This is a genomic window from Saccharopolyspora sp. SCSIO 74807, from assembly GCF_037023755.1.
Classification (GTDB): domain Bacteria; phylum Actinomycetota; class Actinomycetes; order Mycobacteriales; family Pseudonocardiaceae; genus Saccharopolyspora_C; species Saccharopolyspora_C galaxeae.
In genome coordinates this window covers 5942177-5958566 of the sequence record NZ_CP146100.1, presented here as the reverse complement: position 1 = coordinate 5958566, position 16390 = coordinate 5942177, and the positions used below count along the sequence as shown (strand labels likewise).

At 72.7% G+C, this 16390-nt stretch carries 4 protein-coding genes and 1 pseudogene; 2 read left to right on the top strand and 3 right to left on the bottom strand.

Translation table 11 applies throughout. The features are described from left to right. Positions 1-7: 7 nt before the first annotated feature. From V1457_RS27260 to V1457_RS27250, 3 genes are read right to left on the bottom strand one after another with little or no spacing between them, the layout of a single operon-like run. Entirely contained in the window at positions 8-1183 is a 1176-nt protein-coding gene (locus V1457_RS27260) for a cytochrome P450 (RefSeq protein WP_338597844.1), read from the bottom strand. Further along, the gene (locus tag V1457_RS27255) at positions 1180-2262 is read right to left on the bottom strand and encodes a DegT/DnrJ/EryC1/StrS family aminotransferase (RefSeq protein WP_338597843.1); all 1083 of its coding nucleotides are present in this window, start codon (positions 2260-2262) and stop codon (positions 1180-1182) included. The genes V1457_RS27260 and V1457_RS27255 overlap by 4 nt, the downstream gene beginning before the upstream one ends. 1 nt (position 2263) lies before the next feature. After that, the gene (locus V1457_RS27250; protein ID WP_338597841.1) at positions 2264-3664 is read right to left on the bottom strand and encodes a glycosyltransferase; all 1401 of its coding nucleotides are present in this window, start codon (positions 3662-3664) and stop codon (positions 2264-2266) included. Positions 3665-3858: 194 nt separating this feature from the next. Here V1457_RS27250 and V1457_RS27245 point away from each other — a divergent pair. Together V1457_RS27245 and V1457_RS27240 are read left to right on the top strand one after the other, a co-directional pair. Next, positions 3859-6309: pseudogene (locus tag V1457_RS27245) on the top strand (type I polyketide synthase); the annotation flags it as partial. After that, on the top strand, positions 6282-16325 hold the full coding sequence (locus V1457_RS27240; protein WP_407074798.1) for a type I polyketide synthase: 10044 nt from the start codon (positions 6282-6284) through the stop codon (positions 16323-16325). The pseudogene V1457_RS27245 and the gene V1457_RS27240, both read left to right, overlap by 28 nt. Positions 16326-16390: the final 65 nt, after the last annotated feature.

The window sequence follows — 16390 nt, the reverse complement described above, 5'->3', positions numbered from 1 at the left end:
ACGGCGCTCACCAGCGGACCGGCAGCGAGTGCAGCCCGAACAGCACGCCGTCGTACTTGAATGGCAGTTCCTCCACCGGCGCGGCCAGCCGCAGCCCGGGAATCCGCTCGAACAACGCCCGGTAGGCGGCCTCCATCTCGCCGCGCACCAGGTTCTGCCCGAGGCACTGGTGCACGCCGTAGCCGAACGCGACGTGGTGCCGCGCCGCCTGCTCGGGATCGAACCGGTGCGGGCAGCCGAAAGCCGCTTCGTCGTGGTTCGCGGCCGCCACCAGCGGCACGATGCCCTCGCCCGCCTCGATCCGCTGCCCGCTGATCTCCAGGTCCTCGGTCGCCACCCGCAGCGCCACCAGGTCGGCGACCGAGTGCAGCCGCAGCAGCTCCTCGACGATCCCGTCGGCGCCGACCCACTCGGGGTGCATGAGCAGGGTGAGCACGCCGAGCGCGATGTTGTTCGCGGTGGTCTCGTGCCCGGCGATGAGCAGCAGCATGGAGACCCCGGAAAGCTCCGCGGCCGAGAGGTTCCCGCCCGCCAGCAGCCTGCTGATCAGGTCCGCGCCCGGCCGCTTCGCCTTGATCTTGATGAGCCGGTTGAGGTAGCGCAGCAGCTCCTTGGTCGCGGTCTCCCGCTGCTGATCGGTGGCGGTCGTGCTGACCAGCACCCGGGTCTTGGCCTCGAAGAAGTCCCGATCGGCCGCCGGCACCCCGAGCAGGCTGGAGATCACCAGCGAGGGGACCGGCAGTGCGAAGTCGGCGACCAGGTCCGCGTCCGGCCCGGCCGCCAGCATCGCATCGACCCGCTCGTCGACGATCTCCTCGATCGCCGGGCGCAGCGCCCGGATGCGGCGCACCGAGAACTCGGGGATCAGGGTCTTGCGGAACCGGTCGTGCTGCGGCGGGTCCAGCGCCACGAACCACCCGGGCATCGTGTCCGGCGATGGCACCCCGCCGGTGCGGCCGAGCAGGCTGGGAAAGCCGTCGTGATCCGGATTCGAGCTGACCCGCGGGTCGGTGAGCACCGCGCGCACGTCCTCGTGCCGGGTCACCAGCCACACCACCGCGCCGGTGGGCAGCCGGGACCGGACCAGGCCGGGCTGTTCGCGGAACCGGGCGTACTCCTCGGGCGGGAAGGACGCTCCGGGACGGCGCAGCGGGAAATCGACCGGTGTGCTCGCAGTCGTCATGTCGGCACTTCCCTCGAGCGAGTTGATCGTGCGTGGAACTCGCGCACCTTGCCGACGACGTGCTCCTGGTCCTCGGCGGTGAGCCCGGTGTGGGTGGGCAGGTACAGGCCGTCCGCGGCGAACCGGCTGGCGTTGAGCTCGGACCAGCCCGGGTCGCGGTACATCGGCTGCCTGCTCATCGGCTTGAAGAAGACCCTGGTCTCGATGCCCTCCTCGGCGAGGAACGCGCGGAGCCCGTCGCGGTCGCGCGTGCGCAGGTCGTACATCCACAGCACGTCCCGCCGTGGCAGCAGGGTGATGCCGTCGATGTCGCGCAAGCCCTCGTCGTAGCGCTTCTCGATCTCGTTGCGCGCGGCCAGGATCTCGTCCAGCTGCTCGGTCTGGCCCAGCGCGATCGCGGCTTGCACCGCGGTCATGCGGAAGTTGTAGGCGAGTTTCTTGTGCAGGAAGCTGTGATCGCTGGTGAACGCCATCCCGCGCAGGTGCGCCAGCTGCGCGGCCAGTCGCTCGTCGTCGGTGAGGCAGATGCCGCCCTCACCGGCGGTTATGATCTTGTTGGCGAACAGCGAGAAGCAGGCGATGTCGCCGACCGGCCGCACGCCGTGCGCCTCGGCGGAATCCTCCACCACGCGCAGGTTGTACTCGTGGGCCAGCTCCAGGATCGGGTCCATCGCGCAGCGCCTGCCGTAGATGTGCACCGGCATGATCGCCTTGGTGCGCGGCGTGATCCGTTCCTCGATCCGGGTGACGTCGATGTTGAGGTCGTCGGCGCAGTCCACGAACACCGGAGTGGCGCCGGTGTAGCTGACCGCCCAGGCGCTCGCGATCATCGTGAACTCCGGGACGATCACTTCGTCGCCGGGCCCGATGCCCAGCGCCCGCAGCGCGAGGGTGAGCGCGGTGGTGCCGGACGAGCAGGCGACGCCGTGCGCGGTGGCGTTGTACTCGGCGAACGCCTCCTCGAAGCGCCGCACGAACGGTCCCTGCGAGGAGATCCAGCCGTCGCCGACGGCCTGCGTGGCGTAGGTGAGCTCGTTGCCGTTGAGCCAAGGTTTGGAGACCGGCTGGCTGATGGCCATCTCAGATCCTCGCCCGTTCCTCGTCGCGCAGCGCGGGTAGCTCGAGCAGGAGTTCCGCAGCGGCTTCGCGACCACCGGCGTTCCGCAGCAGTTGTCCGAAAACCTCCGCCCGTTCGGTGAAACCGCGCTCGTCGAGCACCGTGGTCAGCTTGTCCAGCACGTCCTCGACGTCGAAGGTCTCCGGGTGATCGAGGGTGCGGCTAACGCCGAAGTCGTGCCCGCGCACCGCCTGGTCGTCGCAGTCCACCCACAGTGGACGCACCACCAGCGGTTTGCCGAAGTGCAGGCCCTCGTGGAAACCGTTGCCGCCGGCGTGGGTGAAGAACAGCTTCACGTGCTGGTGGGCCAGCACGTCCAACTGGGACGGAACCCAGTCCTCCACCCGCAGGTTCTGCGGCAGCTCGTCCGGCAACAGGTGTTGCTGCTCGGCCGGGAGCTTCCACAGCACGTGCGTGCCGCGGTCGGCGAGACGGCGGACGACTTCCAGCAGTGCGCGCACCTGCTCGGCGGTGAGGCGGGTGATCGTGCCGAATCCCATGTAGACGACGGAATCCCGTTCATCCAGCCACTGCGCGAGTCCCTCGTCGTCCGGCGCCTGCGGCAGCGGCGGCACCATCGTGCCGACCAGCCGCATGTGCGCGGGCACCGGGAACGGGTAGTCCAGCTCGGGGATCGAGTAGCACAGCACCATCTCGGCGCGTTCGATGCGGGACATGAACCCGGCCGCGTCGCCGGAGATGCCGAGCGAGTCGCGGACCCGCTGGTCCTCCGCGGCCCGCTCGCGCAGCTGCTTGGTCATGAACATCGCCAGCGTGCGGAACTTGAAGACCCGGTTGGCGATCCGCTGCCGCAGCGTCATCGCGTGCGGCAGCCCGGAGTGCGGCACCGGGAAGTCCGGCCCGGTGTAGGACTTCGCGAACGGCACGTGCGAGGTGAGCACGTTGCTCGGCATGAACGGCACGCCGAGCGTGAACGGGATGCCCTTGGTGATCGCCAGCTCGTAGCCGAAGTTGCACATGCTCTCCACGACCATGAGCGCCGGCGCGATCTCGTCGACGGCCTCTTCCAGCGCGCGGTACTTGGAAACCCGCGCACGGGGAGAGAAAGTGTGCCGGATGACCGCGGCGTGCGCCCTGAACCGGGAGCGCTGGGTGACCTCGCGGTAGGTCTCGTCGTCCCACGTCACCGCCGACATCTCCGGCACCACGTCGCCGAGGGGGACGAAGTGCACCGGGGTGCCTACGCCCGCGGCCTCGACCTGCTCGCGCCGGTTGTCGTCGGTGGCGAAGTACAGGTCCTCGACGCCGTTGCGGGACAGTTCCTCGGCCAGCACGAGCAGCGGGTTGAGCAGCCCGCTCTCCGGATAGCTGACGAACAGCACGGGCCGCCGGGTCGACGCCATGAACTTGAGCCCTTCGCGAGTCGGTCGTCCCGGTGCGGGGGACGTTGGCTGGCGGGGACTTTCTCCCACACCGCAACGAGGAGAATCCCTAGTTCACCGGTCGCGTTCCCGTGCCGCTCTAGGGAAAAGTACAGCGCTCGCCTGCATACCGTCTGCCACGACCGCCCGACCCGAGGCCGAAGGTGGTGCAGCGCATGACGATTCCAGAGCACGACCCGATCGCGGTGGTGTCGATGGCGTGCCGGTTCCCCGGTGCCGTCGGCTCGCCGGAGGAGTTGTGGCGGCTTGTCACGTCCGACGACACCGCGATGTCGCCGCTTCCCGCGGATCGGGGTTGGGACGTGGCGCAGCTGCGCGCCGCCGGTGTGCCGGAGGAGGGCGGATTCCTCAGCGGTGCGGCGGATTTCGACGCCGGGTTCTTCGGGATCTCGCCGCGCGAGGCGCTGGCGATGGACCCGCAGCAGCGGCTGCTGCTGGAGGTCGGCTGGGAGGCGCTGGAGCGCGCCGGGATGGATCCGCTCGGGTTGCGCGGCAGCCGGACCGGCGTGTTCGCCGGGGTGAACGGGCAGGACTACGCGGTGGCGGCGGCAGACTCCGGCGACGACCTGTCCGGGCATTCGGTCGCCGGGTTCGCCCCCGCGGTGGTCTCCGGGAGGCTGGCTTACTTCCTGGGTCTGGAAGGTCCTTCGATCACTGTGGACACCGCGTCCTCGTCTTCGTTGGTGGCAGTGCATTCCGCCGTGCGCGCGCTGCGGTCGGGGGAGTGCGACATGGCGTTGGCGGCCGGTGTGACGGTCATGTCGACGCCCGCGGCGTTCGTGGGCTACACGCGGCAAGGTGGTCTCGCGCCGGATTCGCGGTGCAGGCCGTTCGCGGACGGTGCGTGCGGGACCGCGTGGTCCGAAGGCGTCGGTGCAGTGCTGCTGGAACCGTTGTCGCGTGCGCGCGCCAGTGGGCACGAGGTACTGGCGCTCATCCGTGGTTCGGCGGTGAACTCCGACGGTGCCTCGCACGGGCTCACCGCCCCGAGCGAGCACGCGCAGCAGGCCGTCATCCGCGCCGCGCTCGCCGACGCCGATCTGTCCACACAGGACGTGGACGCGCTGGAGGCGCACGGAACCGGGACGCGGCTGGGCGACCCGGTGGAGGCGTCCGCGGTGCTGGCTACCTACGGGCAGGACCGCGAGACGCCGCTGCTGATGGGATCGGTCAAGGGCCACATCGGACACGCGCAGGCGGCCGCCGGCATGGCCGGGTTGATCAAAACGGTGCTGGCGATGCGGCACGGAACGCTGCCGGGCATTCGCGGGGTGCAGGACGTGACGCGGGCGGTCGACTGGAGCGCGGGCGCGGTCGAGGTGCTCACCGCCGAAGCGCCGTGGCCCGGCGCGGATCGCCCCAAGCGCGCGGCGATCTCATCGTTCGGCATCAGCGGGACGAACGCGCACGTGATCCTCGAAGAGGGCGTCGCGAGCGCCGCATCGGCGGAACCGGTGCGGACCGTGCCCTCCGTCGTGCCGATCCCGGTGTCCGGCCGGATCGAGGCGGCGCTGGAGCAGCAGATCACCCGCGCGCGCGAGCTGGCCGAGCAGCACGCGGCGGCGGACCTGGGATTGTCGTGCGCGACCCGCCGGACCGCGTTCGAGCACCGTGCGGTGCTGCTGGCCGACGAGGGCGACGCGGTCGAAACCGCGCGCGGAGTCGTCGACGATGGGCGGCTCGCGGTGGTGTTCTCCGGGCAGGGAGCCCAGCGGCTCGGGATGGGCCGGGAGCTGCACGCGCGGTTCCCGGTGTTCGCCGACGCCCTGGACGAGGTTCTGCGCGCGGTCGACGAGCACGTGGGCGGTTCGCTGCGGGACGTGATCTGGGGCGCGGACGCCGCGGAGCTGGAGCGCACCGAGCACACCCAGCCCGCGCTGTTCGCGATCGAGGTCGCGCTGCACCGGCTCGCCGAATCCTGCGGTGTGCGGCCGGATCTGCTCGCCGGGCATTCCGTCGGTGAGATCACTGCGGCGCACGTTTCGGGTGCGCTGCCGCTCGCGGACGCCGCGGCTCTGGTGTGCGCGCGGGGACGGCTCATGCAGGCGTTGCCCGCCGGTGGCGCGATGGCGGCGGTGCAGGCGTGCGAGGAGGACGTGGCGCCGCTGCTGGGCGACGAACTCGGCCTCGCCGCGATCAACGGTCCGTACTCCGTCGTGGTCTCCGGCACGGAACGAGCTGTCGATGCCGCTATGCGGCACTGCGCTGAGCAGGGTCGCAAAACCACGAGGCTCAGCGTCTCGCACGCGTTCCACTCCCCGCTGATGGAGCCGATGCTGGCGGAGTTCCGCGAGGTGCTGCGCGGCCTGCGGTTCGGCGAACCGGCGGTGCCGGTGGTGTCCAACCTGACAGGCAAGCTCGCCGAGCCCGGCGAACTGGCCGATCCGGAGCACTGGGTCAGCCACGTCCGCGAGGCGGTGCGCTTCGCCGACGGCATCCGCGCGCTGCGTGCCGAAGGCGTGACGACGTTCCTGGAGATCGGCCCGGACGGGGTGCTTTCCGGAATGGTCCGCGAGTCGTTGGACGGCCCGGCGACCGTGGTTCCTGCGCTGCGCCGCGACCGCGGTGAGGAGTCCGCCTGGATCGGCGCGCTGGCGCGGCTGCACGTCACCGGCACCGGGGTCGACTGGAACGCGGTGTTCGCCGGGACCGGTGCCCGCCCGGTGGCGCTGCCCACCTATCCGTTCCAGCGCGAGCGCTACTGGCCGAGCCCTGCGGGCGCGCGGCCGCAGGTTCCCGGAGCCGCCGCCGAGCAGCAGATCGCAGAGCCCGGCCTGGCCGAACGGCTCGCCGAGCTCCCGGAACCCAAGCGCCTCCCGCACCTGCTCGACCTGGTGCGCGCCGAAGCCGCCACCGTGCTCGGCCACCGCACCACCGATGCGATCGGCCCGGAGCGGGTGTTCAAGGACGCCGGTTTCGAGTCGCTGACCGGAGTGGAGCTGCGCGACCGGCTCGCCGCCGCGACCGGGCTGGCGCTGCCCAGCTCGCTGGTGTTCGACCGGCCCACCCCGCGCGCGGTCGCGGAGCTGCTGCACGACGAGCTGGCGGTGCCCGCCGCGGATCCCTTGGACGAGCTGGACCACCAGGTCGAGCGGCTGCTCGCGGACGCGGACTTCGCGCAGCGGCAGGAGATCGCCGCCCGCCTGGACCGCGTCGCCGCGCGGGCCCGCAGCGAGGCGGGAGCCGACGCGGACATCGCGCAGGCGCCGCTGGAGGAGCTGCTCGACCTCATCGACGACGAGTTCGTCGCTTGACCCACCGATGTGAGGACGGACCGGTGCAGGAAGACCAGCAGGAGAAAGTCGTCGACTACCTGCGGCGGGTGACCGCCGATCTCCGGGCCGCGCGACGGCGCATCGAGCAGCTGGAGGGCCGGGCGCGGGAGCCGATCGCGGTGGTCGGCATGGCCTGCCGCTACCCGGGCGGGGTGCGCGGGCCGGAGGACCTGTGGGAACTGGTCGACTCCGGCGGCGACGCGATCTCCGCGCCGCCCGCCGACCGCGGATGGGACTTGGCCGAGCTGGCCGGCGAAAGCACGACGACCTCCGGCGGTTTCCTGGCCGGTGCGGCGGAGTTCGACGCCGGCTTCTTCGGCATCTCGCCGCGCGAGGCCGAGGCGATGGATCCGCAGCAGCGGCTGCTGCTGGAAGTCGGCTGGGAGGCCGTGGAGCACGCGGCGATCTCCCCGGACGCGCTGCGCGGCTCGCGGACCGGCGTGTTCGTCGGCGCCTACCACTGGGGCCGCTCCCAGTCGCGCGCCGATGAGCTGCAAGGCCACACGATGACCGGCACCGCCTCCAGCGTGCTGTCCGGCCGGGTGGCCTATGCGCTGGGGCTGCGCGGCCCGGCGCTGACCGTGGACACCGCGTGCTCGTCGTCGCTGGTGGCGCTGCACTTGGCGGCCCGGTCGCTGCGTGCGGGGGAGTGCTCGCTGGCGTTGGCGGGCGGCGTGACGGTGCTGTCCGATCCGTCGCTGTTCGTGGAGTTCTCCCGGCAGGGCGGGCTGTCGCCGGACGGGCGTTGCAAGGCGTTCGCGGCGGAGGCCGACGGGACCGGCTGGGCCGAGGGAACCGGCGTCGTGGCGCTGGAACGGCTCTCGGACGCGCAGGCGAACGGGCATCGGGTGCTGGCGGTGCTGCGCGGCACGGCGGTGAACTCGGACGGCGCGTCGAACGGGCTCACCGCACCGAACGGCCCCGCGCAGCAACGCGTGATCGAGGAGGCGCTGCGCGGCGCGGAGCTCGAACCGTCCGATGTGGACGCGGTGGAGGCGCACGGCACGGGGACCAAGCTCGGCGACCCCATCGAGGCGCAGGCACTGCTGGCGGCGTACGGGCAGGACCGGGACCGGCCGCTGCGGCTGGGATCGCTGAAGTCGAACATCGGCCACACCCAGGCCGCCGCCGGGATCGGCGGGCTCATCAAGATGGTGCAGGCGATGCGCCACGGCGCTCTGCCGAAGACGTTGCACGCCGAGCAGCCGACGCCGCACGTGGACTGGTCCTCCGGCGCCGTGCAGCTGCTGACCGAGCAGGTCGCGTGGCCGCGCGGAGAACGTCCGCGGCGTGCGGCGGTGTCCTCGTTCGGTGTGAGCGGCACCAACGCGCACGCTGTGCTGGAGGAGGCGCCCGGCGAGCAGGCCGATGAGGCCGAGCGCCACGACGGCCCGGTCGTACCGTGGGTGCTCTGCGCCCGCGGTGAACCAGCTCTGCGCGGACAGGCCGAGCGGCTGCTGCACGCCGCGCGCGAACTCGACCCACGGGACGTCGCGCACTCGCTGGTGCGCACGCGCGCGCGTTTCGAGAATCGCGCCGTGGTGCTCGGCGCGGATCGCGCGGAGCTGCTGTCCGCGCTCGGCGCGGCCGCGGCGGGCGAGCCGCACTCCGGCGTCGTGACCGGTGAGTCCGATGTGGACGGCAAGACGGTCATGATGTTCCCAGGCCAAGGGGCGAACTGGCCGGGCATGGGCGCCGAACTGCTGGACTCCAGCCCGGTTTTCGCCGCGCGCATCGCCGAGTGCGAGCGGGCGCTGCGGGAGCACGTCGACTGGTCGCTCACCGATGTGCTGCGCCGGGTTCCCGGCTCACCCGACCCGGAGCGAGCCGATGTCATGCAGCCCGCGGCGTTCGCGGTGCAACTCGCGCTGGCCCGGCTCTGGCGCGCGCACGGGGTGCTGCCGGACGCGGTCGTCGGCCATTCGCAGGGTGAGGTCGCCGCGGCCGTGGTCGCGGGCGCGTTGTCGCTGGAGGACGGCGCCCAGGTCGTCGCGCTGCGCGCACGGGCACTGGCCCGCCGGCTATCCGGTACCGGCGGAATGCTGTCGATCCCGTTGCCCGCCGCGGAGGTGGAGCGGCTGGTGGAGGGGCGCGGCGTCGTGCTCGGCTCGATCAACGGGCCGCGCGCGGTCGCGGTCTCCGGCGCGAACACCGCGTTGGACGAGCTGTTCACCGAGCTCACCGAAGCCGGAGTGCGGGTCAGGCGCATCGCCATCGATTACGCCTCGCACTCCGCGCAGGTGGAGGTGCTGCACGACGACCTGCTGGCGGACCTGGCCGGGATCGACCCGCGGACTCCGGAAGTCCCGTTCTTCTCCACGGTCACCGGCGAATGGGTCGAGACCGCGGCTTTCGACGCCGAGTACTGGTACCGGAACCTGCGCAGCGCGGTGCTGTTCGCCCCGGCGATCGATGCCCTGCTCGAGCAGCAGCACCGGGCATTCATCGAGGTCAGCCCGCACTCGGTGCTGGTCGGCGGCGTGCAGGAGCTCATCGAGCAGCGCGGCGTGTCCGGGGTCGCCACCGGCACGCTGCGTCGCGGCCACGGCGGGCCGCAGCGGTTCGCGAGCTCGGTCGCCGCGGCGTTCGTCCGCGGTGTGGACGTGGACTGGACGGCGTGCACCGGCGGACGGGTCGTGCGGCTGCCCACCTACGCGTTCCAGCACGAGCGGTTCTGGACCGAGCCGGTCCGGGCGACCGAGGTGGTGGACGCGGATTTCTGGAACGCGGTGGAACGCCGGGACCTCGCCGCGCTGAGCAGCGGGCTGGACGTCGACCGCGGTTCGCTGGAAGCGGTGCTGCCCGCGCTGTCGACCTGGCGGGAGCGGCAGTGCGCCGCCTCGGCCGCCGATGAGTGGCGTTACGAGACCTCTTGGCGCCCGCTGTCCGCCGAGGGGAGCGCGCTGACCGGGCCGTGGTTGCTGATCACCACCGAGGACGCCGACGACAACGACGTGTTCGCCGCGTTGTCCCGGCAAGGAGCCGAAGTGCGCCGGGTGCTGCTCGACGAGAGCTGCACTGATCGCGAGGTGCTGGCCGGGCGGCTGGCGGATGCGGGTGAGCCCGCCGGAATCGTCTCCGCGCTGGCCTTCGCCGAGCAGCCGGGGCGGACGCACCCGGAGATCCCGCTCGGCCTCGCGCTCACCGTCGTCCTGGTGCAGGCGCTCGGCGATGCCGGAATCGACGCCCCGGCCTGGGCGCTGACCCGGCAGGCCGTGCGCACCGGACCCGGTGCGGGACTGCCGAACCCGGTGCAGGCACAAGTGCAGGCCGTGGCCTGGACCGCGGCCCTGGAGCACCCGCAGCGCTGGGGCGGCACGATCGACCTGCCCGCGCAGCTGGACCGGCGCGGCGCCGGGCTGCTGGCTGCGGCGCTGCGCGGCCGGGGCGGCGAGGACCAGCTGGCGATCCGGACCGAGCTGTTCGGCCGCCGGATCGTGCGCGCCGCGCCGCAGCCGGTGCGCGACTGGACTCCGCGCGGCACCGCGCTGATCACCGGAGGGACCGGGGCGATCGCGCCGGACCTGGCGCGCTGGCTGGCCGGGCAGGGCGCGGAGCACATCGTGCTCACTTCGCGGCGCGGCCTGGACGCCGAAGGAATGCCGGAGCTGGTCGCCGAGCTCGCCGAGCGAGGCACCACCGCCACCGTCGAAGCCTGCGACGTCACCGACCGCGAGGCCGTGGCGGCGCTGCTCCACCGGCTGCGCGCCGAAGGCCACGAGATCCGCACCGTCGTGCACGCCGCGGTCGTCATCGACCTGCACACGATCGAGAGCACGACGCTCCAGGACTTCATCAGCACCGTGCACGCCAAGGTCACCGGCGCGCGGCACTTGGACGAGCTGCTGGACGATGACGTCGACGCCTTCGTGCTCTACTCCTCGATCGCGGGCATGTGGGGCAGCCGGGCGCACGCGGCCTACGCGGCGGGCAACGCCTACCTCTCCGCGCTCGCCGAGAACCGTCGTGCACGCGGGGCCACCGCGATGTCGCTGCACTGGGGCAAATGGCCGGACTCGCCGGAGCTGGCCGAAGCCGACCGGCACGGTGTGCGCCGGACCGGCCTGCGCGTCCTCGACCCGGAGGTGGCGTTCACCGGACTGAAGCGGGCGTTGGACGCCGACGCCGGGGTGCTCGCGCTGACCGATGTGGACTGGGCGCCGTACCACCAGATCTTCACCGCATCCCGGGAATCGCGGCTGTTCGACGAGATTCCGGAGATCCGGGCGGCCGCGCCGCAGCAGGAACCGGATGCCGGCGGCTTCGCCGCGAGGATCCGCGCGATGTCCGCCGACGAGCGGCGCCGGACCCTGCTGGAGCTGGTGCGCGGGCAGGCCGCCGCGGTGCTCGGGCACACCGGCAGTTCGCAACCGGCCGAGCGGCGGGCGTTCCGCGAGCTCGGCTTCGACTCGGTCACCGCGGTCGAACTGCGCAATCGGCTGGTGCGCGCGACCGGCCGGACGCTGCCTACGACCGCGGTGTTCGACCACCCGTCCCCGGCGGCGCTGGCGGAGTTCCTGGACGGCGAGATCTCCGGGTCGCAGCGGGCCGCGGTCGCCCGCGCCAGCGCCGACCCGGACGAGCCGATCGCGATCGTCGGCATGGGCTGCCGGTTCCCGGGCGGGGCCACCACGCCGGAGCAGCTGTGGCGGCTGCTGCTGGACGGCACCGACGTGACCTCGCAAATGCCCGCTGATCGCGGGTGGGACGCCGACGGGCTCTACGACCCGGACCCCGAGCGGGCGGGTCGCACCTACTCGGTTCGCGGCGGATTCCTGGACGATCCGGCCGGTTTCGACGCGGGGTTCTTCGGGATCTCGCCACGCGAGGCGCAGGCGATGGACCCGCAGCAGCGACTATTGCTGGAAACCGGCTGGGAGGCGCTGGAGCGCGCCGGTATCGCTCCCGAGCGGCTGCGTGGCAGCGCGACCGGCACCTTCATCGGTGCCAGCCACCAGGGCTACAGCGCCAGTGCGTTCGGCATCGGCGACGGCACCGAGGGGCAGTTCATCACCGGCGCGGCGGCCAGCGTGCTCTCCGGCCGGATCGCCTACCTGCTCGGGCTCGGCGGCCCGGCCGTCACGGTGGACACCGCCTGCTCGGCCTCGCTGGTCGCGCTGCACCTCGCGGCGCAGTCGCTGCGCAGCGGGGAGAGCGAGCTGGCGCTGGCCGGAGGCTCGACGGTGCTGTCCGGACCGCAGGACTTCCTCGGGTTCAGCAGGCTCGGCGCGCTGTCGGTGGACGGCCGGTGCAAGGCGTTCGCCGATGGCGCGGACGGGATGAGCCTGGCCGAGGGCGTCGGCGTGGTGGTGCTGGAGCGGCTGTCGGACGCGCGCCGCAACGGGCATCCGGTGCTGGCGGTGCTGCGCGGCTCGGCGACGAACCAGGACGGTGCCTCCAACGGCCTCACCGCGCCGAACGGTCCCGCGCAGCAGCGGGTCATCCGCCAGGCGATGGCGAACGCCGGGCTCGGTCCGTCCGATGTGGACGCCGTCGAAGCGCACGGCACCGGCACCGCGCTGGGCGATCCGATCGAGGCGCAGGCGTTGCAGGCGACCTACGGCACCGGCCGGGACGAGCCGCTGCGGCTGGGTTCGCTGAAGTCCAACATCGGCCACACGCAGGCCACCGCCGGTATCGCGGGAGTCATCAAGATGGTGCTGGCGCTGCGGAACGGCACGTTGCCGAAGACGCTGCACGCGGAGACGCCGTCGGCGCACGTCGACTGGTCCGGTGGCGAGCTCGAGCTGCTCACGGCAGCCAGGCAGTGGCCGGAGTCCGACCGGCCGCGGCGGGCGGCGGTCTCGGCGTTCGGCATCAGCGGCACCAACGCGCACGTGATCCTGGAGCAGGCGGTACCGGACGAGCAGGAGCAGGCGGGGCCGGCGAGCGGGATCGCGCCGGTGCACGAGGTGCTGCCGTGGGCGCTGTCCGCCCGGTCCGAGGCCGCGTTGCGCGAGCAGGCGAGGCGGCTGCCGCTCGATGCGGACCCCGCCGAGACAGGCTGGGCGCTGCTGACGACGCGCGGAACCTTCGAGCACCGCGCCGTCGTCCTCGGGGCAGGCGAACCCGTGGCAGGCGAACCCGACGAAGGCCGGGAAGAATTCCGCGGCGGTCTCGCGGCGCTCGCCGCGGGCGCCGGCGCGGGGAACCTGGTGCAGGGCACCGATTGCGGCGGCACCGGCCCGGTTTTCGTGTTCCCCGGCCAGGGTTCGCAGTGGCCGGGCATGGGCCGCGAACTGCTGGCCACCTCTGCGGTCTTCGCCGCGAAGATCGACGACTGCGAGCGGGCACTGGCGCCGTTCGTGGACTTCTCGCTGCGCGCGGTGCTCTCCGGCGAGGTGCCCGAGGACGTCGCGGAGCGCGTGGACGTGGTGCAGCCCGCGCTGTTCGCGATGATGGTCGCTCTCACCGAGGTCTGGCGCGCGCACGGCACCGAGCCGCGTGCCGTCATCGGCCACTCGCAGGGGGAGATCGCCGCCGCGCACGTCGCCGGAGCATTGTCCCTTGAGGACGCAGCACGCGTGGTCGCGTTGCGCAGCAAGGCTTTGCTGGCCTTGGCCGGGCAGGGCGGAATGGTCTCGCTGGCGACGTCCGCCGAGCGGGCCGTGGAGCTGATCGAGCCGCACGAGGGCCGGATCGCGCTCGCCGCGGTCAACGGCCCGTCCGCGGTCGTCGTCTCGGGCGAGCCGGATGCGCTGGCCACGCTGATCGCCGAGTGCGAGGGTCGCGCCGTGCGCGCCCGCACGGTCGCGGTGGACTACGCCTCGCACGGCCCGCACGTCGAGCAGGCCCGGGAAGAACTCGCCGACACGCTCGCAGCGATCAGTCCGCGGCCGGCGACCGTCCCGTTCTACTCCACGGTGACCGGCCAGCGCATCGACACCGCGGAACTCACCGCCGACTACTGGTACACGAACCTGCGGAACACCGTGCGCATGGAGGAGGCCACCCGGGCGCTGCTGGGCGACGGGCACCGGGTCTTCGTGGAGACCAGCGCGCACCCGGTGCTGGCGAACGCGATCTCCGAGACGGTGGACGAGTCCTGTCCGGACCCGACTGCCGTGCTGGGCACGCTGCGCCGTGACGACGGTGGGCCGCGACGGCTGCTGCTGTCCCTGGCCGAGGCGTGGACGCACGGCGCTCCGGTGGACCTCACGACGCTGTTCACCGGTGATCCCGGTGGTGTGGTGGAACTGCCGACCTACCCGTTCCAGCACCGGCGCTATTGGCTCACCCCGCGCAAACCTTCCGGTGGCGAGTTGGACGCGGAGTTCTGGGAGCTGGTCGAGCGCGGCGAGTCCGGCCCGCTGGCCGAGCGGCTGGGCGTGGACGGCGCGGCGCTCGACGAGGTACTGCCCGCGCTGGCCGGGTGGCGGGAGCGATCGCGGCATCGCTCGACAGTGGACGCGCTGCGCTACCGGATCGGCTGGAGCCGCTTCGACGCGCCCGAACCGGTCGCGGGCACCTGGCTCGTCGCGGTGCCGGATTCGCACGGCGGGCGGGTCGCCGAGTTGGTGGACGCGCTCGGCGAGGGCACCGTGGTGCTGCCGGTGGGCGCGCAGCATCGCGACGAACTTGCCCTCGAACTGCGGAAATCCACCGAGGACAAGGAGATCGCAGGCGTAGTTTCGCTGCTCAGCGCCGTGGAACCGGGCCAATCACCGATCCCCGCGCAGCTGTCCGGGCCGCTGCGGCTGGTGCAGGCCGCGCTGGACGCGGACCTGGACGTTCCATTGTGGATGGTCACGCGCGGAGCGGTCGCGGTGGGCGGTGCGGACGTGGACCCGGAGCAGGCCGCGCTGTGGGGCCTCGGCCGCGTGGTCGCGTTGGAGCACCCGCAGCGCTGGGGCGGCTTGATCGACCTGCCCGACGCGGTCGATCCGACCGCGCTGCGCTGCGCCCTCGCCGGACCCGAGGACCAAGTCGCGGTCCGCGCGGACGGGCTGCACGGCCGCAGGCTCCGGCGCGCGGCTGCCGCCGGACGCGCGGAGTTCCAAGCCCGCGGGACCGTGCTGATCACCGGCGGCACCGGCGGAGTCGGCGGGTTCGTCGCCCGCTGGGCGGTCGAGCGCGGCGCCGAGCACGTGGTGCTCACCAGCCGCCGCGGCCCGCAGGCGCCCGGTGCCGATGAGCTGCGCGCGCAGCTGGAGCACCTCGGCGCGAAGGTCACGATCACCGCCTGCGACGCCGGGGACCGCGCACAGATCGCCAATTTGCTGGACGGGGTCGCCGACCTCACCGCGGTCTTCCACGTGGCCGGTGTCTCCGCAGGTGACGGCCCGGTCGCCGAACTCACCGACGAGCAGCTGGCGACGCTGCTGCGTTCGAAGCGGGATGCCGCTCGCCACCTGGACGAGCTCACCCGCGACCGTCAGCTGGACGCCTTCGTGCTGTTCTCGTCCGGCGCAGCGGCGTGGGGCAGCGGGAACCAGCCCGGCTACGCCGCCGCGAACGCCTACCTGGACGGGCTGGCCGAGCGCCGCCGCGCAGCCGGGCTACCCGCGACCTCGATCGCCTGGGGCACTTGGGGTGCCGCGGGCATGGCCGCCGACGAGCAAGTGCGCGAGCGGCTGCGGCGCCAGGGCGTGGCGGCGATGCGCCCGCAGCAAGCGCTGGACGCCATGGGAGTGTCCATCATGGACGGGTCCGCGAGCGCGGTGGTCGCCGAGATGGACTGGGAGAAGTTCGCGCCCAGCTTCACCGCCACCCGTCCGAGCCCGCTGCTGGCCGAACTTCCCGAGGCCGCCGAGGCACCGGCCGACGAACCCGAGTCCGAGGGCGGACTCCGCGAGCAGCTCGCCGAACTGTCCGCGGCCGAACGCTCCCGCGCCCTGCTGGATGTCGTGCGGCGCGAAGCCGCCGCGACGCTGGGCCACGCCGAGGCCGCGGACGTCCCCGCCGCGCGAGCTTTCAAGGACGTCGGTTTCGACTCGGTCACCGCCGTGCAGCTGCGCAACCGGCTGCGCACCACGACCGGACTGCCGCTGCCCGCGGCCGTCGTGTTCGACCACCCCACTCCGACGGCATTGGCGCAGCTGCTGGACAACGAGCTGTTCGGCGGTCCCGCGGATGAGGCGGACGCGGACCCGGACGCGCGGCTGCGCGAGGCGATCGGTTCGATCCCGCCGAGCAGGCTGCGCCGGGCCGGACTGCTGGAAATGGTGCTGGCACTGGCCGACGACGCCGAGCCCGCCGGGGGAGCCGAAACCGCAACCGCGGGTGATTCCGGGAACACGGGCGATTCGGGGAGCACGGGCGACTCCGGGAGCGGGTCGGACGGCGGCTCGATCGACGACATGGACGCCGAGAGCCTGCTGCGGCTGGCCACCGGCGGGAGCGACTGAGCCCCGAGCGACCGGGCCGGCCCGGTTACCGGACGAGGCGCAACTGAGATCAACGCAGCGAGATT